Annotated in this window: 17 protein-coding genes; 14 read left to right on the forward strand and 3 right to left on the reverse strand. The window is 63.0% G+C overall.

Annotated features, from left to right (window positions below; genetic code table 11):
- Positions 1 to 375 precede the first annotated feature (375 nt).
- The 8 genes from JX292_RS05385 (at position 376) to JX292_RS05420 (ending at position 11,707) form a co-directional block, all read left to right on the forward strand.
- The gene (locus JX292_RS05385) at positions 376 to 2,091 is read left to right on the forward strand and encodes a ribonuclease J (RefSeq protein WP_204862275.1); all 1,716 of its coding nucleotides are present in this window, start codon (positions 376 to 378) and stop codon (positions 2,089 to 2,091) included.
- Positions 2,092 to 2,351: 260 nt separating this feature from the next.
- Complete coding sequence (locus JX292_RS05390) at positions 2,352 to 5,477, forward strand: FtsK/SpoIIIE family DNA translocase (RefSeq protein ID WP_204862283.1); 3,126 nt, start codon at positions 2,352 to 2,354, stop codon at positions 5,475 to 5,477.
- Between the two features lie 213 nt (positions 5,478 to 5,690).
- A complete protein-coding gene (pgsA, locus tag JX292_RS05395) occupies positions 5,691 to 6,347 on the forward strand; it encodes a CDP-diacylglycerol--glycerol-3-phosphate 3-phosphatidyltransferase (protein WP_204862284.1) in 657 nt (218 codons plus the stop codon).
- A 143-nt stretch (positions 6,348 to 6,490) separates the two neighbouring features.
- Positions 6,491 to 7,084 carry a CinA family protein gene (locus JX292_RS05400; RefSeq protein WP_204862356.1) on the forward strand — a complete coding sequence of 198 codons (594 nt, stop codon included), beginning with the start codon at positions 6,491 to 6,493 and terminating at the stop codon, positions 7,082 to 7,084.
- Between the two features lie 337 nt (positions 7,085 to 7,421).
- Positions 7,422 to 7,826: a helix-turn-helix domain-containing protein gene (locus JX292_RS05405; protein WP_204862286.1), complete on the forward strand. Its 405-nt coding sequence runs from the start codon at positions 7,422 to 7,424 to the stop codon at positions 7,824 to 7,826.
- A gap of 184 nt (positions 7,827 to 8,010) precedes the next feature.
- Positions 8,011 to 8,232 (forward strand): DUF3046 domain-containing protein, encoded by a 222-nt coding sequence (locus JX292_RS05410; protein WP_204862358.1) that lies wholly within the window; start codon positions 8,011 to 8,013, stop codon positions 8,230 to 8,232.
- A 407-nt stretch (positions 8,233 to 8,639) separates the two neighbouring features.
- A complete protein-coding gene (gene recA, locus JX292_RS05415; RefSeq protein ID WP_204862287.1) occupies positions 8,640 to 9,746 on the forward strand; it encodes a recombinase RecA in 1,107 nt (368 codons plus the stop codon).
- A gap of 200 nt (positions 9,747 to 9,946) precedes the next feature.
- Positions 9,947 to 11,707 carry a RecX family transcriptional regulator gene (locus JX292_RS05420; protein ID WP_204862289.1) on the forward strand — a complete coding sequence of 587 codons (1,761 nt, stop codon included), beginning with the start codon at positions 9,947 to 9,949 and terminating at the stop codon, positions 11,705 to 11,707.
- Between the two features lie 156 nt (positions 11,708 to 11,863).
- On the opposite strand, the gene JX292_RS05425 is transcribed toward JX292_RS05420, so the two are convergent.
- Complete coding sequence (locus JX292_RS05425; RefSeq protein ID WP_239653649.1) at positions 11,864 to 13,333, reverse strand: hemin ABC transporter substrate-binding protein; 1,470 nt, start codon at positions 13,331 to 13,333, stop codon at positions 11,864 to 11,866.
- 35 nt (positions 13,334 to 13,368) lie between these two features.
- Between JX292_RS05425 and miaB the strand changes: the two genes are divergently transcribed.
- From miaB to dapF, 3 genes are all read left to right on the forward strand, one after another.
- Positions 13,369 to 14,883 carry a tRNA (N6-isopentenyl adenosine(37)-C2)-methylthiotransferase MiaB gene (miaB, locus tag JX292_RS05430; RefSeq protein ID WP_204862291.1) on the forward strand — a complete coding sequence of 505 codons (1,515 nt, stop codon included), beginning with the start codon at positions 13,369 to 13,371 and terminating at the stop codon, positions 14,881 to 14,883.
- Positions 14,884 to 14,967: 84 nt separating this feature from the next.
- Positions 14,968 to 15,888: a tRNA (adenosine(37)-N6)-dimethylallyltransferase MiaA gene (gene miaA / locus JX292_RS05435; protein ID WP_430538710.1), complete on the forward strand. Its 921-nt coding sequence runs from the start codon at positions 14,968 to 14,970 to the stop codon at positions 15,886 to 15,888.
- 96 nt (positions 15,889 to 15,984) lie between these two features.
- Entirely contained in the window at positions 15,985 to 16,920 is a 936-nt protein-coding gene (gene dapF, locus JX292_RS05440) for a diaminopimelate epimerase (RefSeq protein ID WP_204862295.1), read from the forward strand.
- 111 nt (positions 16,921 to 17,031) lie between these two features.
- Here the strand turns inward: dapF and JX292_RS05445 are convergent, their stop codons facing one another.
- A complete protein-coding gene (locus JX292_RS05445; RefSeq protein WP_204862297.1) occupies positions 17,032 to 17,655 on the reverse strand; it encodes a class I SAM-dependent methyltransferase in 624 nt (207 codons plus the stop codon).
- A gap of 172 nt (positions 17,656 to 17,827) precedes the next feature.
- Between JX292_RS05445 and hflX the strand changes: the two genes are divergently transcribed.
- Both hflX and JX292_RS05455 read left to right on the forward strand, forming a co-directional pair.
- On the forward strand, positions 17,828 to 19,507 hold the full coding sequence (gene hflX / locus JX292_RS05450; protein WP_204862298.1) for a GTPase HflX: 1,680 nt from the start codon (positions 17,828 to 17,830) through the stop codon (positions 19,505 to 19,507).
- Positions 19,508 to 19,585: 78 nt separating this feature from the next.
- Positions 19,586 to 21,598 (forward strand): ATP-dependent DNA helicase, encoded by a 2,013-nt coding sequence (locus tag JX292_RS05455; protein ID WP_275586147.1) that lies wholly within the window; start codon positions 19,586 to 19,588, stop codon positions 21,596 to 21,598.
- Positions 21,599 to 21,931: 333 nt separating this feature from the next.
- Here the strand turns inward: JX292_RS05455 and lexA are convergent, their stop codons facing one another.
- Complete coding sequence (gene lexA, locus JX292_RS05460; protein WP_204862299.1) at positions 21,932 to 22,594, reverse strand: transcriptional repressor LexA; 663 nt, start codon at positions 22,592 to 22,594, stop codon at positions 21,932 to 21,934.
- Positions 22,595 to 23,238: 644 nt separating this feature from the next.
- Here lexA and JX292_RS05465 point away from each other — a divergent pair.
- A complete protein-coding gene (locus tag JX292_RS05465) occupies positions 23,239 to 23,874 on the forward strand; it encodes a LysM peptidoglycan-binding domain-containing protein (RefSeq protein WP_204862300.1) in 636 nt (211 codons plus the stop codon).
- Positions 23,875 to 23,905: the final 31 nt, after the last annotated feature.

Consider the following 23,905-nt stretch of genomic DNA (forward strand, 5'->3'; position numbering starts at 1 on the left):
CCGCTCGTAGCGGCGATATCTACCGTGACGTGTGCCCCTCGGTACACCTAGAACGCGGCCCCCATACGCGGGCTCCTCGCTGTTATGACGGCGAGGGGTCCGCTCTGGTGTATTTCCCGAAGGGTTCTAAACGATCATTGACCCACCGCGGTACAGCACTAATTAGGCAGCAGAAACATGCCACATCACCCGCGGAAACTTCGGAATACCTCGGAACCCAGATTCGGAGTGAAATCCGCTCCGGAACGCATTCCATGAGACTTCCCGTGATGAACGAGGAGATGAGCGCAGGCTCGCTTGCAGAGGCTCGGCGTTTAGGCTCCTCGAATGAATCACGACACAGACAGTAAGAAAAATAGAAAGAGGAGACATACGATGAGCGTCTTTGAAGCGAATCTTCCCCTCCCGCCCCGCCTGAAGAAGGACACCCTGCGCGTGGTGCCCTTGGGCGGCCTGGGTGAAGTCGGTCGTAACATGACCGTGTATGAAATCAACGGCAAGTTGCTGATTGTTGACTGTGGCGTGCTCTTCCCCGAAGAGTCCCAGCCCGGTGTGGATTTGATTCTGCCCGATTTCAACTACATTGTTGACCGTCTGGACGACGTGGTTGCCATGGTGCTGACTCACGGCCATGAGGACCACATCGGCGCGGTTCCCTATCTGCTGCGTCGCCGCCCCGACATCCCCCTGGTCGGTTCTGAACTGACCTTGGCGCTGGTGGAGGCGAAGCTGGCCGAGCACCGCATCAAGCCCTACACCCTCGCGGTGAAGGAGCACCAGGTGGAGCGTTTCGGCCCCTTCGAATGCGAGTTCGTGGCAGTGAACCACTCGATTCCGGATGCGCTGGCCGTGTTCATCCGCACTCAGGCCGGCAAGGTTCTGCACACCGGTGACTTCAAGATGGACCAGCTGCCCCTGGACGGTCGCCTAACCGACCTGCGCCACTTCTCCCGCCTGGGCGAGGAGGGCGTGGACCTGTTCCTGCCGGACTCCACCAACGCCGAGGTTCCCGGCTTCACCCCGACTGAGAAAAACATCGGCCCGGTGCTCTCGAACGTCTTCCGTGATGCTCGCGGCCGCATCATCGTGGCTTCCTTCTCCTCGCATGTGCACCGCGTGCAGCAGGTGCTGAACGCCGCCGCCGAACGCGGCCGCAAGGTCGTGCTCGTGGGCCGCTCCATGGTGCGTAACATGACCATCGCCGAGAAGCTGGGCTACCTGAAGGTGCCCGACAACGTGCTCGTGGACCTGAAGAAGGTCGACGACTACCGCCCCGACCAGATTGTGATGATGTGCACCGGTTCGCAGGGCGAGCCCATGGCGGCGCTTTCCCGCATGGCCAACGGCGACCACAAAATTCAGATTGAGCCGGGCGACACCGTGGTGCTGGCTTCTTCGCTGATTCCCGGTAACGAGACCAGCGTGTACCGCATCATCAACGCCCTCATGAAGCTGGGTGCTCACGTGGTGCACAAGGGCAACGCGAAGGTTCACGTATCCGGTCACGCGGCTGCTGGTGAGTTGCTGTACTGCTACAACATCCTCAAGCCCAAGAACGTCATGCCTGTTCACGGCGAGGTGCGCCACCTGATTGCCAACGGTGACCTGGCCATCGAGACCGGCATTCCCGCACAGAATGTGCTGCTCTGCGAGTCTGGCACCGTGGTGGATCTGCGCGATGGCGTGGCCACCGTAGTCGGCGAGATTCCCTGCGAGTACCTCTACGTTGACGGCCGCTCCGTTGGCGAGGTGACCGAGAGCGACCTGAAGGACCGCCGCATCCTGGGTGAGGAAGGCTTCGTGTCCATCGTGACCGCGATTGACCGCGCGACCAAGCGTGTGGTGACCGGTCCGGATATCCACGCCCGCGGTATTGCGGAGGACGACGCCGTCTTTGACGAGATTGTTCCGAAGATTACCGCCGCGCTGGAGGACGCGCTGCACCGCGCACCCGAGAAGGTGCACACCGTGCAGCAGCTGCAGCAGATTGTGCGCCGCACCATCGGCGCGTGGATCTCTCGCCGCCTGCGCCGTAAGCCTATGATTGTGCCCGTCGTGATCGAGGGTGCTTCTCCGGACGCTAAGAACTAAATATCAGCGCGGCCGCCTCCTGTAGGTGGCATCGGCTTTCGGGCCGAGGCTGAAACGGGTTACCTGAAACGGGTTGCCCGAAATGTAAGGGCGGGGTCGATACCGAGTGTCGGCCTCGCCTCCTGTGCATCCGGGCGGGCCGGGCTCAGCGGGTTTTCGGCTGGCATAGCGCCCGTGCTCGACGCCCCATATGTAGCCCTGGCGCTCGCGGATGACGAAGAAATCGTTAGATTAACGGGAAGGTTGATACTCTAAAAGGTATGGCTCCACGGACCACGAAGGGTCGTAGTACGACCGCTAAGTCAAAGAAAACCACCCGCAAGCGCACCACCTCCTCGAGGGGCGGTGCCCGTCGCGGTGCCGAGGCGACGAATCCTATCGCCGGCGCCATTGCCTCCGTCTGGCTGAGTATAGCTCATGCCATTGGCGGGGCGGTGCGTTCGATCGGCACGGCACGCACCGACCTGGAACCCGAACAGCGTCGTGACGGCGGAGCACTTGTACTGCTGCTCTTCGGCCTGATCAGTGCTGGCGTTGAGTGGTACAACTGGCGCGCCCACACCTCTCTCGGCCTGTTGCGCGCACCTTTGGACGCCTGGCACACGATGCTCGGCGGTATCTTCGGTCAGGGCGCTTTGCTGATTCCGGTGCTCAGCTTTGTGCTCGCCTGGTGCGTCTTCCGGAGCCCCGACCAGGTCAAACGTAATAACCGGGTGACTTTGGGGTCTCTGCTTCTGCTGATTGCCACCTCCCTCTTCTTCGCCCGTCATGCTGGGCACCCGACCTTCGCGGACGGTTTCGAGGCCGTATGGGCCGGAGGTGGCGTCACGGGAGTAATCCTCGGTACCCCCATCGTTCGTCTGAGCGGGGGTATTACGGCGGTGGAGATCCTGATTCACCTGTTGCTGGCGCTCGCCGGGCTGATGGTCATGACCAACACCCCAATCCGCCAGGTTGTGCCTCGCACCCTGTACCTGGTGGGTCTGGCCCTGGGCGAGAAGCCCAACGGCACCACCCGTGAGCGCTCCTCTTCGGATGATGCAACCCAGACCGTGGATCTGAACGCCGAGGAACACGACCGTAGCTACCTGTACGGTGACGACGAAAAGCCGGTCCGATCCTCTTCTGCGGGCGGTGGCCTGATGGCGCGTCTGCGCGGCTGGTTGGGCTTTGGTGTTTCCAAGGGCGACGACGGCCCTCTCGACGAGTACGCCGGTGACGAGGCCTTCGTGAACGCTGTGGTGGACGACGCCCACCCCGAGACCACCCAGATGCCCGTGCAGCCCGCCACCTCCGCTCCGGGCGCTCGTACCGGCTCCAAGCCGAACCGCCTGAGCCGTCTGCCTGGTCGTCTGAACCAGGCTCCTGCCGCGGCTTCGAACGGTCCCGATCTCTTTGACGTGGAGGCCTCTCAGGCTCCCGCCGCCCGCCTGGAACAGGTGCAGCGTGCGGCGGTGGCGCACGGCCGCATCCCGGGGGAGGAGCCTCTCTTCGATGTTGAGGCCTACGACGGTTTCAGCGCCGACTCCTCGCAACAGACTCCCTCCGAGTCCACCCCGCAGACCAGGCCCCACGACGTGGTTCCGACCGCGGGTGCATCCGCTCAGGAGGCCGGCCGAGGTGCTACCGCGGATCAAGCCCCGATTCCGACCCGCATGCATTCGGCGGGCGCGCACCAGAGTGCGAGCGAGGGCGCGTCGCAGCAAGCGGCACGTCCCGCTGGCGGTCTATCCCGCTCCCTGCAGAACAACACCCAGACCGCGACCACCGAGCAGGCCCGCGGCGAGCAGGTCGTGCAGTCCTCCCGCGGCGCCTACGTGCTGCCTTCGGAGGAGATGCTGGTTTCCGGCCCGCCCGCCAAGGAATCCTCCGAGGTTAACGAGCACGTGGTCGAGGCCCTCACCAGCGTGCTGGAGCAGTTCAAGGTGGATGCCCACGTGACCGGCTTCTCGCGCGGACCGACCGTGACCCGCTACGAGATTGAGCTGGGGCCGGCCACGAAGGTGGAGCGTGTGACGGCGCTGAGCAAGAACATCGCCTACGCGGTGGCCAGCCCGGATGTTCGTATTCTGTCCCCGATTCCGGGTAAGTCCGCGATTGGTATTGAGATTCCGAATACGGACCGTGAGACCGTTGCCCTGGGCGACGTGCTGCGTTCCCCGCAGGCCCACGCGAACCACCACCCGATGGTCATGGGCGTGGGTAAGGACGTTGAGGGCGGCTTCGTGTTGGCCAACCTGGCCAAGATGCCGCATATGCTGGTTGCCGGTGCGACCGGTGCCGGTAAGTCTTCGTTCGTGAACTCGATGATTACCTCGATTCTGATGCGCGCAACCCCCGACCAGGTACGCCTGGTGATGGTCGACCCCAAGCGCGTGGAGCTGACCGCCTACGAGGGTATTCCGCACCTGATTACGCCCATCATCACGAACCCGAAGAAGGCCGCCGAGGCCCTGCAGTGGGTGGTTCGCGAGATGGACGCCCGCTACGATGACCTTGCCCACTACGGCTACAAGCACGTGGACGATTTCAACAAGGCGGTGCGCGAGGGTAAGGTTCAGCCGGAGCCCGGTAGCAAGCGCACGATTCACGAGTACCCGTACCTGCTGGTGATTGTGGACGAGCTGGCCGACCTGATGATGGTCGCTCCGCGTGACGTGGAAGAGGCCATCGTGCGTATCACGCAGCTGGCGCGTGCGGCGGGTATTCACCTGGTGCTGGCGACCCAGCGTCCGTCGGTGGATGTGGTGACCGGTCTGATTAAGGCGAACGTTCCGTCCCGTATGGCGTTTGCGACTTCTTCGGTCACTGACTCCCGTGTGGTGCTGGATCAGCCTGGCGCCGAGAAGCTGATTGGTCAGGGTGACGCGCTCTTCCTGCCGATGGGCGCTTCGAAGCCGATGCGTGTTCAGGGTGCGTGGGTGTCTGAGTCTGAGATTCACGCTGTGGTTGAGCACGTGAAGAAGCAGGCCCCGACCATCTACCGCGAGGATGTGATGGTGTCTGCCGCGAAGAAGCAGATTGATGAGGAAATCGGCGATGACCTCGATGATCTGTTGCAGGCGGCCGAGATTGTGATTACCACGCAGTTCGGTTCGACCTCGATGCTACAGCGTAAGCTGCGCATGGGCTTCGCGAAGGCCGGCCGCATCATGGACCTGCTGGAGTCGCAGGGAGTAGTGGGCCCTTCGGAGGGTTCGAAGGCCCGCGAGGTGCTGGTCCGCCCGGATGACCTACAGGCGACCTTGGCACGTATTCGCGGTGAGGAGCCACCGGCGGCCGACCCGTACGCGAACGCGGTGGGCCCGGGGGAGCCCGTCACGGATTATTACGACGAATCCGATGACGAGGGTTCGGAGGACGCCTGGCAGCTGACGGGCCGCTAGGCTCACGCGTTATCCACAAGCGCCCCGTACGTTCGGCGGTGCCCGATGAGGCACCCGTATAATGGACGTACGGGGCGTTTGTGCGTTCCCGATACCCTTCAGTGCCGCTATCTGACGGGGCTGTGCTCGCGCTTCGCGCGGTGTATGGCCCGCCTCGAACGAACCCATGACATCGGGCTCACCCGCCGAGCCCGCCGACTCTAAGGAGCACCCATGAGCGACGCTCACACCCCAGCCCCCACCGATGAGGTCCGGGTGGTGCAGCCTCGCACGTCGAATTGGAACGTTCCGAACGTGCTGACGGTTCTGCGCATTATCGCGGTGCCCTTCTTTATCGTGGCGCTGGTTAGCGGCGGTACTTTCGGCGCCGATGACCCGACCCACCGCTGGCTGGCGTGGATTATTTTTATTCTTGCCATGCTCACGGACTGGGCCGATGGCTATCTGGCGCGTTCCCGCAACCTCATCACGAGCTTCGGCAAGATTGCCGACCCGATTGCCGATAAGTTCCTGACCGGCGCCGCGTTCATTGTGCTTTCGGCTATGGGCGAGCTGTGGTGGTGGGTGACCATCGTAATTCTGTTGCGTGAGTGGGGCATTACGGTGATGCGCCTGTTCGTCATCAAGTACGGCGTCATGGCTGCTAGTAAGGGCGGCAAAATCAAGACGGTGCTGCAGACCGTGGCGCTGGTGCTGATGCTCCTGCCGCTGGGCCAGCTGGGCTTGGGCTGGCTGGTGCCGGGCTGGGTGCTGATGGGTGCGGTTACAGCGATTACCGTGTGGACCGGCCTGGTGTATGTGCGCGATGCCTACAACCTGCGCCGCACCTGGCTGCAGAACCAGGCCGCGCAGAAACAGCGCGCTCAATAGGCGTTGATGGGGGAGCGGCCCGTGCCGCTCCCCCGAACTGTATCCGGGGCGAGCGGTGGCGGCGCTCGAACACCGGGGCGCTCGTGGAAGAAGCGGGTGCGTGAACGGGCGGTCGGGTCGTTCCGGCCGCCGGGAAAGGATGAATCATGGTTCCTCTTCTGAACGAAGGCGGTCAGCCGGCTTCGCCCGAGCTGGCGCGCGCCGAGGTTTTTTCGGGTACCCCGCAGGCGGCGGCTCTGCTGCTGCGCGATGCGGTGCGCTCGTGCGCATCCCAGGAACGTCCGGTGCAGGTGGCCACGGCTGAGTCGCTGACCGGCGGGGACGTGGGTGGCGCGATTTGCACGGTGCCCGGCGCCTCGGCCTACTACCGCGGCGGCGTGATTTCTTACGCCTATGAGGTGAAGGCGCGGGTGCTGGGCGTGGATGCTCAGCTGCTTGCGACCGAGGGCGCGGTGAACCCGGAGGTGGCGGCCCAGATGGCGGCCGGTGCGGCGCGGGTGTGCGGTGCCGATTACGCGGTGTCGACCACGGGCGTGGCGGGGCCCGACCCGGCGGACGGCCAGCCGGTGGGCACCGTGTTTATCGGGGTGCACGCCCCGGGCGGCTGCGAGGTGTTCGAACGTCACTACGACGGCGATCGCGCTCAGGTTCGCGCGGCGGCCTCCGCGGATGCGATTGCGCTGCTGGCTCGCGCGGTACGGGGGAGCGCCTCGGGCTCTCTGAGGGAGAGCCTCTAAGGTTCGACTCTGCAAACGGCTCTGTGACATGGCCCTGTGACATGACCCTGTAGTAGCCCGGCGGCGCGCAAGGTGACTGGTGCGGTGCCCGTGAAGCTTCGGGGAAAAGCATGGGGGAGGACTCGGGGAAAATATTTTACGTTTCAAAGAATTTCCCAGTCTTCTCCCAGCTTCAAGGGAATAAACACATAGCTTGGTCTGTTTGAATAGATACGAGCCTGAAGAAGATGACGAAAATAGCGAGTTTTGTAGCTCGCATCCTAAAAATCGGTTAGGCTTAACTCTGTACAGTCCCGCGCGTCGGGAAGACCTACTCAGGAAAGTGATAAAGAAGCTCATGGCTAAGCAGCGCGTATCAATCAACGGTATTACGAAGTGGAAGGAAATTGACGAGACCCCTCAGCAGGTGGCCCCGGTCGTTGAGGAAGCACGAGTTGTTCCCCTCCGCCAGGCCATCGGTGAGGTTCTTCGCGATGTCCGTCAGCGTCAGGGTCGCACTCTGCGAGAGGTTTCGCAGCGTGCCCGTGTTTCCCTCGGTTACCTGAGTGAAGTGGAGCGCGGTCAGAAGGAAGCTTCCTCCGAGTTGCTGGCCTGGATTTGCCAGGCTCTGGACATCCCGATGTCCCAGATGTTGCGCGAGGTTGCCGATCGTATGGCCGTCGCTGAGGGCGTTCAGATTCCGGATACCGTTCCGGCTGAGCTGTCCGAGCGCTACAAGAACGACTACTACGTCTCCCTCTAAGACGTGAGGGTGCGGGAGCACCGCACCGCTATTGGGCCGATGCCGTACACCCCGAACGGGTGTGCGGCATCGGTTCTTTGTCGGGCGTGTGACGAGACGGAATTGTGAGAATGGAGAGTCCGGGGTGGGTGCTCCGCAGGTGGGCGCGGGCGCTTTGCCGCTGGGTGAGATGAAGGAGGATGCGATGAAGCTGAGCGAGTTTTGGGCGCTCATGGAGCACGAATTTGGTGCTGGGTACGCCCCGGTGCTGGCCCGGGATTTGGTGCTGGGATCCCTGGGCCACCGGACGGCGGCCGAGGCGCTGGATGCCGGAGTCAATCCGAAGACGGTCTGGTTTGCCGTCTGTGAGGAACAGGAGATTCCGCAGGAACGCCGCTGGGGTCCGGATAAGGAGCCGTTGTGTTAGCTCGGTGAGTGCCGGGGCGCGGTGGAGATGTCACGGGGACGGACTGCGGGGAGCCGTGGCTGCCGGGTTACGGCGAGCTCCAGAGTCCGGAAGGTGAGCACACGCCGATTGAGGCGGTCTCGGCGGGTTTCGAATATTCGAAAATATTTGCCGAAATTTTATGCGAGGTATTCGAAAATACCTCGTAATTTTGTTCGATTCGTGCTAAACTTTTCCACATCGAGAATTTTTCGAAGAATCCTCGGGATTTTTCCACAAATCGTGAAAATGGCCTTATCCTGTCAGGTCGTGACCCTAGAGTAGTCTCAGAAGGAACCGGCAGGCGAGAAGCCCGGGCGACGAGCCCCGCCGAATCCTAGAAACATTATTGACGTCATCACTGACACCACAAAGAACGAGGTACTAACGTGGCTAAGAGCACCAAGTCTCAGAGCGTAGCTCGCGTTCCCGAAGAGGGTCGCGCCAAGGCACTTGAAGCCGTCATGGCACAGATTGATAAGAACTACGGCAAGGGCGCCGTGATGCGCCTGGGCGATAAGGAAACCACTACCACCGAGGTTATCTCTACCGGTGCCATTGCCCTGGATGCCGCTCTCGGCATCGGCGGTTTGCCCCGCGGTCGCGTAATTGAGATTTACGGTCCCGAGTCTTCGGGTAAGACCACCGTGGCCCTGCACGCCGTGGCTAACGTGCAGAAGGCTGGCGGCGTGGCCGCGTTCATCGACGCCGAGCACGCTCTCGACCCGATTTATGCCGCTAAGCTGGGCGTGGACATCGATCAGCTGCTGGTCTCCCAACCCGATACCGGTGAGCAGGCCCTGGAAATCATGGATATGCTGGTCGGCTCCGGCGCCGTGGACATCGTGGTGGTTGACTCCGTGGCCGCGCTGGTGCCCCGCGCCGAAATCGAGGGCGACATGGGTGACTCCCACGTCGGTCTGCAGGCCCGCCTGATGAGCCAGGCTTTGCGTAAGATTACCGGTCGCCTCTCCGCAACCGGCACCACCGCGATTTTCATCAACCAGCTGCGCGAGAAGATTGGCGTGTTCTTCGGCTCGCCCGAAACCACCACCGGTGGTAAGGCCCTGAAGTTCTACGCTTCGGTGCGTATCGACATTCGCCGTATCGAGACCCTGAAGGACGGCGCGAACCCGATTGGTAACCGCACCCGCGCCAAGGTTGTGAAGAACAAGATGGCTCCGCCCTTCAAGCAGGCCGAGTTCGACATCCTCTACGGTGAGGGCATCTCCGTCGAGGGCGGTATTCTCGACCTGGCCGTGGAGAACGACATCGTCAAGAAGTCCGGCGCATGGTTCACCTACGACGGTGAGCAGCTGGGCCAGGGCCGTGAGAACGTTCGTAAGCTTCTCAAGGACAACCCCGAGCTGACTGAGGAACTGCAGTACAAGGTTCTGGTGAAGCTGGGCATCATCGAGGAGGAGCCCACCGAGGAGGCCGCAGAGGCCGAGGGCACCGAGAACGATCCGCTGGACGAGCTGGCTGAGGAGTTCTAAACCCTGGCCCGTCCCCGATAGGATGTGCGGTCCGCTCGACAACGCGTGGTAATCGCCGTGCGCTGTGCTTTTCGCACGGTGCGCGGCGATTACCGTTTAAGCCGGAACCGGCGGCGGTGCGGCTCGATACAATGGGGGAGCGCCTCCAACCGGAGGCACACGGGCTCCGGTGGGTTAGAAAGAGAGGAGGGGACAGGCAGATGGAACGAGGCGTATTCGGCCAAGACGAGAACGCGCGCGGCGGCGAGCGTGACGGTATGCGCGAGGACGACGCCGGTTTCGCCGCCCTGGACGCAACCGAACCTTTCTTCGGGTCCTCTCCGGCACAGAACCTCGGTGGCGCGGTGTCGGGCACCGACGGCTTTTCAGGGTTTGAATCGGCGGACGGCGGTATCGCGGCTCACGGAGGCTTTGAACCCCTCACCTTTGAAGCACCCACCGCCCCGGCCGAGCTGGGAGCCTTCGAGGCACTGGCCTTCGAAGCGCCCGCGCCCCTGGCGGAGCCTACCCTTACCTGGGAGGCGCCTCCTGCTGTTCTGGACTCCGCGCCCGCTGCGCTGCCGCACGAAAAACCTGTATCGAAAAAACCTGTACCAGAACCATCTGCGTCTAAGGGACACGTACCTACGAAATGGGTGCGGAACAGTGCTACGGATCCGGTAGCCGCTGAGGAGTTCCCGGACTGGCATCCTGCCGCGCACGGCTTTGTTGAAGAAAGCATCGCCCGCGACCTTGGCGACGACTACCCGGGCTACTTTCCGGTGCCCACGGCGCCCCTCGAACCCGTACCGGGCGGGGAAGCGGAACAAGGGGCCGAAGGAGCCTCCGAGGGCTCGCCGCGCCGCAGCCTGCGAGTGGACCCGAACTTGCCGGCCGTCTCCATCGATGAAGCTCCCGTGCGGGCCTTCATGCCGGGAGGCGCAGAACCGCGCCCCATGGCGGCCGGTCGCATGAGCCGGGCCGGTGCCGCATCCATCGGGTCGGGACTTACCGCCGAAGAAAAAGAAGAAATTGAGAGGCAAGCAGCTCAGCGGGATAAGCAGAAGCAACGCAAGTCTTCGTGTGCCTCCAAGAACACCGACTACAAGCGCGGATTCCGTCGCATGAGCCCGGCGCAGCGGGAAAAGATGCAGAAGCGCTCGCCCTACGCGCCCGCCTTCGGGGCTCGGAGCGACGACGAGGAAACCCGAAAGAGCCCCTCGGGCCGCGGCTCGGGGAGCAACCTATTCAGGGAGGGAAGCAACTTGAACGAGAAGCTCACCGCGGCCGAGGAAGCCTTTATTCGAGGCATCGCCGAGGAAGAGGCGCAGGGCATCGGTAGCGGCAAGCGCCCGGCCGCCCCTCGAGGCTCTCAAGCCTCTGAGGCTCACGCGCCGAGAAACGGCGGGAACGGCTCCGCGGGGATGGGTGGGCAGCAACCCTCCTGGAAACAGAAGGTGCGTGCCGCCCGCACAGCCGAAGAAGCCGACCCCTACACGCGCGCTAAAACCATCGTGTACAACCAGTTGGCGTACTCGGCAAAAACCCGAGGTCAGCTGCGTAAGAAACTGCAGGCAGAAGGCTTCGAAGCGGAGCTCATCGAGCCGCTACTCGATAAGTTCGAGGCGGCAAAACTCATTGACGATGCCGAATACGCCCAAACGTTCGTGGCGCAGAAGAGCCGCACCAAGAAGCTCTCCCGCGCCGCGCTACGCCGTGAGCTTGCTGAACGCGGGGTGCGCGGTGAAGAAGCTGAGAACGCCCTGGCTCAGCGCACCGACGAGCAGGAACGTGAGGACGCCGCCGAGCTGGTGCGTAAGAAGCTGTGCCCCGGTATGGATCTGAGCGACCGAGCTGAAAAGGATAGGGTCACCCGCCGACTGCTGGGGATGCTGGCTCGCCGCGGGTACTCCTCCTCGGTGTCAATGTCGGTGATTCGTGAGGAGCTGGCCGCCTATGGTGCGGAGGACGAGCTCTGGTAGAGGCCTTCGATAAGAGATTGGCAGGAGGACTGTGCGGGTACGCTCCGCGCTATGAGGAACAAAAGGGTGAGCCCGCTACAGACATACACTGTGGCGGGCTCACCCTTGTTCTTTCTCAAGCCATAAAGCGCCCTGTCAAAGGCCTATAGCCGCTCCCTACTCGGGTGCGTCCAGACGCTCTGCACATTCGGCGAGCGTTGCATCCTGAGAACCCGAAATCTGCAGGAGCAGGCGCATCAGCTGCGCGCCCTCGCGGCGAATCATCGGGAGCAGGGTCGCGCGCGGGGAAGCGGAGTAGAGCTCCACGAGCACGCACACCGTGATTGCGGTGCACACCGCGAGATCCTCGGCGAGGTGTGCCTCGAGCGGAGCGTCGTCGAAGAGCGCGGAGTACAGCGCCGGCAGGGCCTTCTTGCGGTCCACCCGATAGCGCGGGTACTCCGGCGAGGAGGGGAAGCCCAGCATCGCCTCAACGAAGGGGAAGCCGCGGTGGTGCAGGCAGGTGCCTTCAGCATCAACGATGCGCGCCGGCGCGTCCTCGGCCGGGCCGATGAGCACGTTCTGCGGCGAAAAATCGCCCGAAGAGAGCATATACACCTTGCCACGGTTGAGCTTGAACTGCTCAGGAACGGGCGGGCGCTTGGTGAAGAAGGGTTGCAGAACGCGGCGGAAGCGGAAGGAGAGCTCCTCCACTGCGGCGGGAAGAACGGGTGCGTCCTCATGTGCGGATGGGCTGGAGGCGGGGCTAGAGTCAGCATCGTGCTCGGGGGTGCGCGCCTCATCAGCCACACCGTACAGCTTCTTCAAACCGCGCTCGGCCAACCCCGGCGAGGCAATAGCGCCCGGGAACTGTGCCTTGCGGTCGGCACGCGCCAGGTTCAGGCGGTAGTCCTCCACCGCCTCACCCATAATGCCGCTGGCGGCAAGGGAGCGGTACGCCTCAATGTAGTAGTTCAGCGCGTCCAGTGCCTGCTGTTCGGTGCCCTCCAGCAGGGCGTGGGCGACCGAGTACTGCTCGCCCTCGGCGGTCCCTGCGCTGACATCCTCGAGCGCGATAACCCGCAGTTCGGCGTCGGCACCGTAGAACCGCGGGAAGAGCCCGGGCACCTGCTCGTTGAGGGCCGGCAGACCGTAGCGTTCGCGCAGGTAGCCGAAACCGCCGGCGTTCTGCGTGGAATATTTGCGGCGGTAGCGCTTAAGAATCATGGAGGAGGGCAGGGCCTCGGCGGCTTCCGCGGGGCCGGAATCCTCAAAGTTCACACGCACCACGACCGAGCGCATGCCAGTTCCCAGGATCCGTACGTTCGCAAGGTCGCGGCCGCCGGATTGCTCTAGGCCCCTCGCCCAGGCCAGCATGCGCGAGAGATTGCGGCGCATCGCGGCGGAGTCTGCGCTCGCTTGGGGCGGCACGGGGGTGTAGAGGGTGATGGCCTCCTGGATGAGGGCCTCGTCGAGGGCGTTGCCGGTAGGGTCGGCCTCGCCGCTAGGGGAGCGCTCGGCCTCGGGGGCGGCCCCCTCCGGGTTCAGCGCCTTGGGAGCCTCCGCCTGCTGCGCGGGGACATCGGAAGAGCCGGAAGAATCGTTCAGTGAAAAACGCGAAATGTCACTACTAAGGGAAACCTGCATAGAGCCATTATCTCCCATCGGATACCCTATAGGGCATGACTTCGACCCTCAGCGATTCCGCCCAGACCACCGAAACCAGCCCCCGCACCTACGAAGTGCGCACTTTCGGCTGTCAGATGAACGTGCACGACTCCGAGCGAATGTCGGGTCTGCTTGAAGCCAACGGCTACGTTCGTGCTGAGGAGGGCGTCGAACCCGACCTGGTTGTTTTCAATACCTGCGCGGTGCGTGAAAATGCCGCCAACCGCCTCTACGGTAACCTCGGCCAGCTGGCCCCCGTCAAGCGCCGCCACAAGGGTATGCAGATTGCCGTGGGCGGCTGTCTGGCGCAGAAGGACCAGGACGCCATTATCAAGAAGGCACCCTGGGTGGACGTCGTGTTCGGTACCCACAACATCGGCTCCCTACCGACTCTGCTGGAGCGTGCCCGCCACAACCACGAGGCGCAGGCGGAGCTGCTCGAATCTCTCGAAGTTTTCCCCTCCACCCTGCCGACCAAACGTGATCACGTGTACTCCGGCTGGGTGTCTATCTCCGTGGGTTGCAACAACACCTGCACCTTCTGCATCGTGCCGTCCCTGCGCGGTAAGGAGAAGGACCGCCGCCCCGGCGACGTACTCGCCGAAGTTCAGGCGCTGGTCGACGACGGCGCTATCGAGGTGACCCTGCTGGGCCAGAACGTGAACTCCTACGGCGTGGAGTTCGGCGACCGCCAGGCGTTCTCCAAGCTGCTGCGCGCCTGCGGTGAAATTGAGGGCCTGGAGCGCGTGCGCTTCACCTCCCCGCACCCGGCCATGTTTACCGACGACGTAATCGACGCGATGGCCGAAACCCCGAACGTCATGCCCGTGCTGCACATGCCGCTGCAGTCCGGCTCCGACAAGGTGCTCAAGGACATGCGCCGTTCCTACCGCTCCAAGAAGTTCCTAAACATTCTGGACAAGGTGCGCGAGCGCATCCCGAACGCCGTGATCACCACCGACATTATTGTGGGCTTCCCCGGCGAGACCGAAGAGGACTTCCAGGAGACTCTGAAAGTTGTGGAGCAGGCTCGTTTCTCCTCCGCATTCACCTTCCAGTACTCGATTCGTCCCGGCACCCCCGCGGCGACCATGGAGAACCAGATCCCGAAGGAGGTCGTGCAGGAACGCTACGAGCGTCTGATTGCCCTGCAGGACCGCATCGCCGGTGAAGAGAACCGCAAGCAGCTCGGTAAGACCGTTGAGCTGATGGTGGTTGCGGAGGCTGGTCGTAAGGCTGAGCAGACCCACCGCCTCTCGGGTCGTGGACCGGACCAGCGCCTCGTGCATTTCTCGGTGCCCGAAGGTTGCGAGACTCCCCGCCCCGGCGACATGGTGACCGTGCCTATTACCGAGGCTGGTTCCTTCCACCTGATTTCTGACCCGACCTCCGAGCAGTACCAGCTGCGCCGCACCCGCGCCGGTGACGCGTGGGACCGCTCCCAGGCTGACTCTTGCGGTACCGGCACCACCCAGGTGCCCGGTGCGCCGGTGGGTCTGGGCATGCCGACCATCGGTCTGCGCCCCTAAAACCTATAACGAATCATGCGCCCTGTTCTTCGGGCCCTTATCCTCACCGCGAGTGGGGGTGAGGGAACCGGTAGAATGGGGCGCATGACTATCTCCGAAACTCTGCCCGTTATCGCTATTGTGGGCCCGACCGGCACCGGTAAGAGCGCGCTCGCCATCGAGCTGGCTCTGCGCCTGAACGGCGAGTGCATTAACGCCGACTCCATGCAGTTCTACCGGGGCATGGATATCGGTACTGCGAAGGTCACCGCTGAGGAGATGCGCGGCGTCCCGCACCACCTGCTGGACATTATGGATGTGCGGGATGAGGCGTCCGTGGCGGAGTTTCAGGAGCGTAGCCGTGAGCTGATTGAGCAGATTCGCGGCCGTGGCCGCTACCCGATTCTGGTGGGTGGTTCCGGCCTGTATGTGCGCGCCGCCCTCGATAAGTTGGAGTTCCCCGGAACGGATGCGCGGGTGCGTGAGCGCCTGGAGGAGCAGGCACGTACCGAGGGTATTGGTGTTCTGCATGCCCGCCTGGCGGAGGTAGACCCGGAGTCGGCCGCGCGTGTGAAGGATGAGCGCCGCATTATTCGTGCCCTGGAGGTGTTCGAGGTGACGGGCCGCCCGTTCTCGGCGTTCATGCCGGTGCGCGAGTACGTGACTGAGAGTATTCAGATTGGTCTGGATATGGATCGTGCCCTGCTGCACGAGCGTTTGCACCGCCGCGTGGAGCTGATGCACGAGCAGGGTCTGCTCGATGAGATTCGCACCCTGAATACGCAGGGGTTGCAGGAGGGCAAGACCGCCTCCCGCGCGATTGGTTACGCGCAGTTCGCTCGCGCCTTTGAGGATGCGGACTACAGTGTGGAGCAGGCGATTGAGGATACGACGATTGCTACCCGCCAGTTTGCGCGCCGCCAGCTAACCTGGTTCCGTGCGGACCCGCGTGTGCACTGGCTGGATGCGCTCTCACCCACCCTTGCAGATGAGGCGGAAGCCATCATCCGAGGAAGTACCCGATAAGCCACAATAACGAGCTGTAGCCAAACAGATACCCCTTCGAACCGGTCGTCGCGGTAAAATCATAGACGGACTGGTCACCAACTTTAAGGACAGCATATGAGCGAGAACCCTTCCATCTGGGGCGAGCTGGCAGGCCTAACCCTCACCAAAGGTCACGGCACCGGTAACGATTTCGTCTTCGTGACGGACGAAAACGCAGAGATTGCCCTCACCCCCGAGCTGGTCGCCCGCGCCTGCGACCGCCACTTCGGCATCGGCGCGGACGGCTTCATTCGCGCTGCCCACAGCACCGCCTCCCGCGCGGGTCAGAAGCTGCTCGAGGAATACCCCGACGCTGTGTGGTTCATGGACTACCGCAACGGTGACGGCTCTATCGCAGAGATGTGCGGCAACGGCGTGCGAGCCTTCGTGGAGTACCTGCGCACCGAGGGTCTGATTGAGCTTGAGATTGGCCAGACCGTGCAGATTGGTACCCGCGCCGGTGTGAAGACCGTCGCCCGTACCGAAGAGGGCTACGCGATTGATATGGGCCCGTGGAGCTTCATTCACGGTGACGCCGCCCGTGAGGGAGGCGAGGACTGCCTGGTGTCTGCACGTGGCCTGAAGACTCCGCGTGCTGGCCTGTCCATCTCGATGGGTAACCCGCACACCGTGGTCATGCTCGGCTCCGAGGGCAAGCTGGACGGCCTGGACCTGCACAGCCAGCCGCAGGTCAACCCCGTGCCCGCAGATGGCACGAACGTTGAGTTTGTGGTGCCGGCTGATCTTGATAACGATGGTGGTTCACATGTTGGTGCTATCCGTATGCGCGTGCACGAACGCGGCGTGGGCGAGACCCTGTCGTGCGGTACCGGTGCGTGTGCTGCGGCTGCGGCGACCCGTTTCTGGGGCGGCGAGGAAGCACCGGACGAATGGCTCGTACACGTGCCCGGCGGTACCCTCGCGGTGACTTTCGTGCTGGGCCCGGACGAGCTGGAGCATGTTGTCTTGGCTGGTCCGGCGCAGATGGTTGCGACCGTCGTATTGCGATAACGAACAGTCCTAGACCAGAGATTTTATAGACAAAAGCGGCGGGTGTTTTCTGACAACACATTCAGAAAACACCCGCCGCTTTTATGTTTTTAGCAATCTGCGCTACAGGTTTTAGTCCTCGTAGCGGTGCACCTGCAGAATACGGAAGCCCTTCGAGGTCGCATATCGCGACACCTCAAACTCGCCTGGGTACAGCTCGTCCAGCTTCGCATCCAGCCACTTCTGCAGTGAGTCGGAGCCGAGGTTCTTCTGCACCACCAGGTATGCCTCCCCCTCGGGGGCCAGGCGTGGCAACCAGGTCAGCAGAATCTCGTGTAGAACCTCCTTGCCCACGCGAATTGGCGGATTCGACCAGATGGTGTCGAAGCGCAACTCGGGGTCGACTGAGTCGGGGGTTCCCACGGTGACGTTCGGTAGTCCGAGTGCAGCGGCGTTGCGCTTGGTCAGGCTGATGGAGCGGGAGTTGACGTCCACGGCGTGCACCTGAGCCTGCGGGGCGAGCATCGCCAGGGTCAGGGTGATGGGGCCCCAACCGCAGCCGATATCAAGGAGGCGCTCGCCGCGGGGTTCGGGCGCCTCCTGAAGCAGGATGGCCGTGCCCTTATCGATGCCGGAGGGGCTGAAGATGCCGTTGGCGGTGGTGACGGTGACCATGCGGCCTACCAGCTCCACCTGCACGGGGCGGGGCTTGAACTCCGTCTCGGGGATCTCAGAAAAGTAATGCTGCTCGCTCATGCTATCCAGTGTACCGGGCGGCCCGCGCCCTCCGGCTTCCGGGGCCGAACGGCGCCCCGATCCTGCCTGACGCTCATGGCCCGCACACCGCCGTGCCCGCCTGCACGCCCTGAGCGCACAGGTGACCAAACCCCCTACCCGAGCGGGGCAACGGCGGTATAATGGAAGGCGTATGACTTCTAAGAATAATTCCGTATCCGAGGCCGAGAAGCTGCCGAGCGACGAGCAGCTGCGCCGCACCGTGGACCGCGTTCTGGGCCGCTCCCAGTCCGCCTCCTCACTGATTACCTACGATGCCGCGGGCACCGCGCATCACGAGACCGCGCCGACGCGCGGTAGCCACCGCGTGCTCGACACCCGCGCGCGTGAAATTTCCGATGTTCAGCGCGAGCACTCCGAGTTCGATGGAGACCAGGAAGACCTCGCCGAGCGCCGCGCCCTGCGCCGAGTAGCTAACCTCTCCACCGAGCTGGAGGACGTGACCGAGGTCGAGTACCGCCAGCTACGCCTGGAGCGCGTGGTGCTGGCTGGCCTGTGGACCGAAGGCACCGTCGAGGATGCCGAGAACTCCCTGCGTGAGCTGGCCGCGCTGGCCGAGACCGCAGGCTCCGAGGTACTGGACGGCCTAGTTCAGCGCCGCCTCAAGCCCGATCCGGGCACCTTCCTCGGCTCCGGCAAGGCCCTGGAACTCAAGGATATCGTGGAGGCCACCGGCGCCGACACCGTGATTGTCGACTCCGAGCTGGCTCCCTCTCAGCGTCGTGCCCTCGAAGACATTGTGAAAGTCAAGGTCATTGACCGCACCGCCCTGATTCTCGACATCTTCGCTCAGCACGCTAAGTCCCGCGAAGGTAAGGCACAGGTTGAACTGGCTCAGCTGGAGTACATGTTGCCGCGTCTGCGTGGTTGGGGTGCGTCCCTGTCCCGTCAGGCCGGTGGCCGTGCCGCCTCCGGTGAAGGCATCGGCTCGCGTGGTCCCGGTGAAACCAAGATCGAGATGGACCGTCGCCGCCTGCGCGCCCGCATGGCCAAGCTCAAGCGTGAAATCGCCGCGATGGCTCCGGCCCGCGAGACGAAGCGCCTGAATCGCCGCCGCAACCGCGTGCCCTCGGTGGCTATTGCCGGTTACACGAACGCCGGTAAGTCCTCGCTGTTGAACCGTCTGACCGATGCCGGCGTGCTCGTGGAGAATGCCCTGTTCGCAACCCTGGACCCGACCGTCCGTAAGGCGCAGACCCCCGACGGCATCGGCTATACCCTCTCCGACACGGTGGGCTTCGTGCGTTCGCTGCCGACCCAGCTGGTTGAGGCGTTCCGCTCCACCCTGGAGGAGGTCGCGGACGCCGACGTGATCCTGCACGTGGTGGATGCTTCGCACCCCGACCCGGAGGGCCAGATTCGCGCGGTTCGCGAGGTCTTCGCCGAGGTGGATGCCCGCCACATCCCCGAAATCATTGTGCTGAATAAGGCGGACGCCGCCGACCCGTTCGTGCTGGAGCGGATGCGCCAGCGCGAGCCGGAGCACGTCATCGTGTCGGCGCGTACCGGCGAGGGCATCGAGGAGCTTAAGCAGAAGATTGCGGACACGATTCCGCGCCCTTCGATTGAGGTCAAGCTGCTGATTCCTTACAACCACGGTGAGATTATTTCGCGCCTACACGAGTGGGATGCCGAAATTAAGAGCACCGATTTCGTGTCGGACGGCACGTTCGTAGTTGCTCTGGTCCGTGAAGATGTCGCTTCGGATCTGGCCGAGTACGTGCTGGAGGGCGACTTGCTGGAGGTCCTGGAAGAGGAGCTGGCTGAGGCCCGCGCCCTCACAGCCGAGGCCGATACCGCCGAGACTCACTAGGAACCGGTCAACGTGACGCAGAAGACGACGGGACGCACCAGCGCGCCCAAAAACACCTCCGGGGCCGCCCCAGAATCCATAACCGACAGTACCCGATTTACCGGGCAGGAGCTTGAGACCCTGCCCGGTGCGAAGGATGCCCTGAACCTGCTCGACGAGGTTGTGGAGGCCACCGGTGGGCAGAAACGTGAAGGCCAGCGCACCATGGCGGCGCACGTGGCGCAGGCTCTTGAGCTGCAGCGTCACCTGCTGGTTCAGGCGGGTACCGGCACCGGTAAGTCTCTGGGCTATCTGGTCCCGGCCCTCGCACGTGTGGGGGAGTCCGACCAGCCGATTGTGGTAGCGACTGCGACCCTGGCCCTGCAGGCGCAGATCGTGAACCGCGACATCCCGCGTCTTTTGGAAGCGCTGGAGCCGCGCCCGGAATCTCAAGCGCAGGTGGCTCTGCTCAAGGGCCGCAATAACTACCTGTGCCTGCACAAGCTGGAGGGTGGCTACCCCGAAGACGAGCCGGATGCCCTCTTCGACATGCCGTCTTCGACCTCCCGCGTGGGCGAGGAGGTCGTGCGCCTGCGCGAGTGGGCTGACCGCACTGAGACCGGTGACCGCGACGAGCTCAAGCCCGGCGTGTCCGATCGCGCGTGGGCGCAAGTGTCGGTGAGCGCCGCCGAATGTCTGGGCCGCCGCTGCCCTCTGGTGGAGGAATGCTTCAGCGAGATGGCGCGTAGCCGCGCCGCTGAGGCTGACATTGTCATCACGAACCACGCCCTGCTGGCAATTAACGCTTTCGAAGGCATGAAGGTTCTGCCCGAACATGAGACCGTCATTATTGACGAGGCCCACGAGCTGGTGGACCGCGTGACTGGTGCGGTTTCCGGATCGCTGACCGTTGCGATGGTTCACCGCGCCGCCCGAGGTGTGAAGAAACATTCTAGGGCCGACTCCGGCGCCCTGGAGATGGCCGCCGGAACCCTGGAAACCGCGCTGGAGGGCCTGCCTGAGGGCCTGTTGAAGGGCTTGGATGGTCGCCTGCTTACGGCCCTGTCCGCTGTGAACGATGCGGCCCGCGCCGCACTTTCCGACACGAAACCGGACGGCCAAGAAGTTGACGCAGGCCTGCAGATGGCCCGTTCCCGTGTTTCGGAGGTGCACGAGGTGAGCAACCGCATCCTGGAAGCCTCGGCTGAGCAGGATGTGCTGTGGGTTTCGCGTCAGGGCGGTTGGGAGAACGGCCGCTACGTGGCTGCCTCCGATACCGACCCGGCAACCCTGAATATCGCCCCGCTAAGCGTTGGCCTGCAGCTGCGCGACGGCTTGTTCGCCGACCGCACCGTGATCCTAACGAGCGCGACCCTGACAGTGGGTGATTCCTTCGACGTTGCCGCCAGTGCCCTCGGTTTGCAGGGGGAGGGCGCTCCCCGCTGGACGAGCATCGACGTGGGCTCGCCCTTCGACTACCGCAAGCAGGGCATCATGTACGTTGCTGGGGACCTGAAGCCTCCGGGATTTGGCGTGCACGAGGGCCAGCTGGAGCGACTTCGCGAGCTGTGTGAAGCGTCAGAAGGTGGCGCCCTCGGCCTGTTCTCCTCGAAGCGCGCCGCCGAGCGCGCCGCCGAGTACATGCGTGAGCACAGTGACCTGAACATTCTTCTGCAGGGTGAGTCTTCGCTGAAGGCCCTCGTGGAGGAGTTTAGCGAGGACGTCGACTCGTGCCTGTTCGGCACGATGAGCCTGTGGCAAGGTGTGGATGTCCCCGGCGATTCCTGTCGCCTGGTGGTGATGGACCGCATCCCGTTCCCACGCCCGGATGACCCGATTGCGCAGGCTCGTACAGAGTCGGTGAACCGTCACCGCGGCAACGGCTTCATGGCCGTCTCGGCGCATCACGCGGCTATCCGCATGGCGCAGGGCGCGGGTCGCCTGATTCGTTCGGTAGACGACCGCGGGGTTGTGGCGGTTCTGGATTCGCGACTTGCGACGAAGCGCTACGGTGGCTACCTGATGAAGGCTATGCCGCCGATGTGGCCCACTCAGAATAAGCAGGCCGTGGTGGGGGCGCTGGCCCGCCTCTCGGAATCTATTGATAGATAGCCTCAACCCGACGTGTGCTGAGTGGGGGACTGTGCTTAGCGGATTCCCGTGTGCTGAGTGGCCGCGTCTTTCCCCACCGAGCGAGCTAAGCTAAGATCTCCATCAAGCTACGGGAAAAGCCGAAAGCCTCGGTAATCGCACGTTTGCGAGTGCCGGGGCTTTCTCTGTGCCAAGCAGGTTTATTCGTTGGCTTGGCCGTTAGGTTTTCCCGTTAGGGGATGCGGAAACGCTGAAACCTCGAAGGACGCGACCAGCACCTCGGGGTGCTGGGATCTCGGGAACTCGGGGTTGGGCGGCCGAATCCCCGTAATGCTTTTCGCGAAGAGCGGGGAATTAGAGGCTACGCAATACCGAAACAACCTTGCCCATGACGGTGGCGCGATCACCCATAATCGGCTCATAGCTTGCGTTGCGCGGCATGAGCCAGGTGTGGCCATCAACCTGGCGGAAGACCTTCACGGTGGCCTCATCATCCAGCAGAGCGGCCACGATGTCACCGTTGTCGGCGGTGTGCTGCTCGCGCACGACGACCCAGTCGCCATCGCAGATTGCGGCATCAATCATGGAATCGCCCTTGACCTTGAGCATGAAGAGCTTGCCGTTGCCAACCAGCTGGCGCGGCAGAGCGAGCACATCCTCCACGGACTGCTCGGCGGTAATAGGACCGCCTGCGGCGATGCGACCGACGAGAGGGACGGGCACAAGGTCATCCTCGCCGACCTCAAAGTTCGGAAGCTCAGGCAGGGGAGTGTGGATGCCGGCACCATTCTCATCGAGCACCTCAATGGCACGCGGGAGCTTGGGATCGCGGCGAATGTAGCCCATATTTTCGAGTCGGCCAAGCTGGTGGGTCACCGAAGAGAGAGAAGCAAGACCCACCATGTCGCCAATCTGGCGCATGGACGGCGGATAGCCCTTCTGTTCAATCTCGGTGCGGATCGCGTCAAGAATCTTCTGCTGGCGCGCGGTCAGCGCCGGGCGGGGTGCTGTTGCCATATCTCTTCCTTCGGTTTGTGTCGTCGAAGGCTACGTACCTTCGCCGGAGCACGGATGGATCGTCCACATGTTTGTTCCGCGGTGACGTATATCGCACGGTATAGGCGAGTAGGACCCCTTATCTCGTCAGGGGTAAACCAGAATCTATATCCGTCATGGGTGACGCCCCGCGATGATGGAACTCATCACGAGCGTGTGGAACATCTCTTGACACCAGTGTAGAACACTTCACCGATAAATTCAAACAAATATACTAGATTTTTTCTTCGAAACCGTAGGGATTTTTAGTATGTATCTGCTAGACTTTAGAACATGGATTCGGAATAAATGGAAAATCCGCCCGAATTTCGGGGTGATGATGGATTATTTCCAATGCAATTCGAATACCCATTCTGTTATGGGGGTGTGGGTGAAGGTGTCGAATGTTCGAGAGTATTCGAACGGAAAACCGGCCGGCCCTCTCCAGTTGAAGGAGGGTTCTGAAGATTGAGCCCGTGGAGCGACTCTTCGAACGTTCCTTCACTGGGCCCCTACAGAAAGCGAACAACCACACTCAACTCACCCGCCGAGTCTAGAGAGAGTCGGCACTGTTCACCCCCGTGGGATCGCCGCGGGAGTGAGCTTGAGAGAAAGGAACCACAATTATGACTGCAGCTTCTTTGGCTCCTCACCGTGCCTCTGCATCTGTTACCCTTCCGGAAGGTTTGGTGGTACTTCACCCCGCGCACGCACGGCAGTCCGCGCGCGCCGCTCGAGGCTCCTCCCGTCGTGCATCCGCCCCTCAGCCTTCTTCTTACCTGGTGTCCGCCCGCCGTGTCTTTCCCAGTGCAACGGATTCTCAGCCTTCAACCCCCTCCGCTCCGGCGAATGAACGCTCCGTTTCGGGGCGCCCCGCCGAGCAGGGCGTGGACATGTCTTCCCCGCTTGCGGGCCTCGTTCCTTCTGCTATTTCGGGTCTTCGTTCCCTGTCTTCTCGGCTGGAACGTTTCAATCCCCTGCACAATTTGAAGGGGCTGCCCTTGCTAACCCTGGCTGCTCTCGTGGTGCTGGGTGCCGTTACCTTCCTCGGTCCGTCCTTCGGCCCGCGTGTCGAGAACGCCGCGGCCACCCAAGCCACGGTGACCGTTAAGCACGGCGAGACACTATGGGACATCGCTCAGGCGGTGAACCCCGGCGGTGATGCCCGTGATACCGTGGTGCGTATTATGGAGTTGAACTCACTGACAAGCACTGCAGTCGATGTCGGTCAGCGCCTCGAGGTTCCCCAGCCGCGCCACTAGGCTAAGCTACCGAGGCGCATGAGAGCGCTCG

Origin of the sequence: Rothia mucilaginosa, from assembly GCF_901875305.1 — a bacterium.
Lineage (GTDB): Bacteria > Actinomycetota > Actinomycetes > Actinomycetales > Micrococcaceae > Rothia.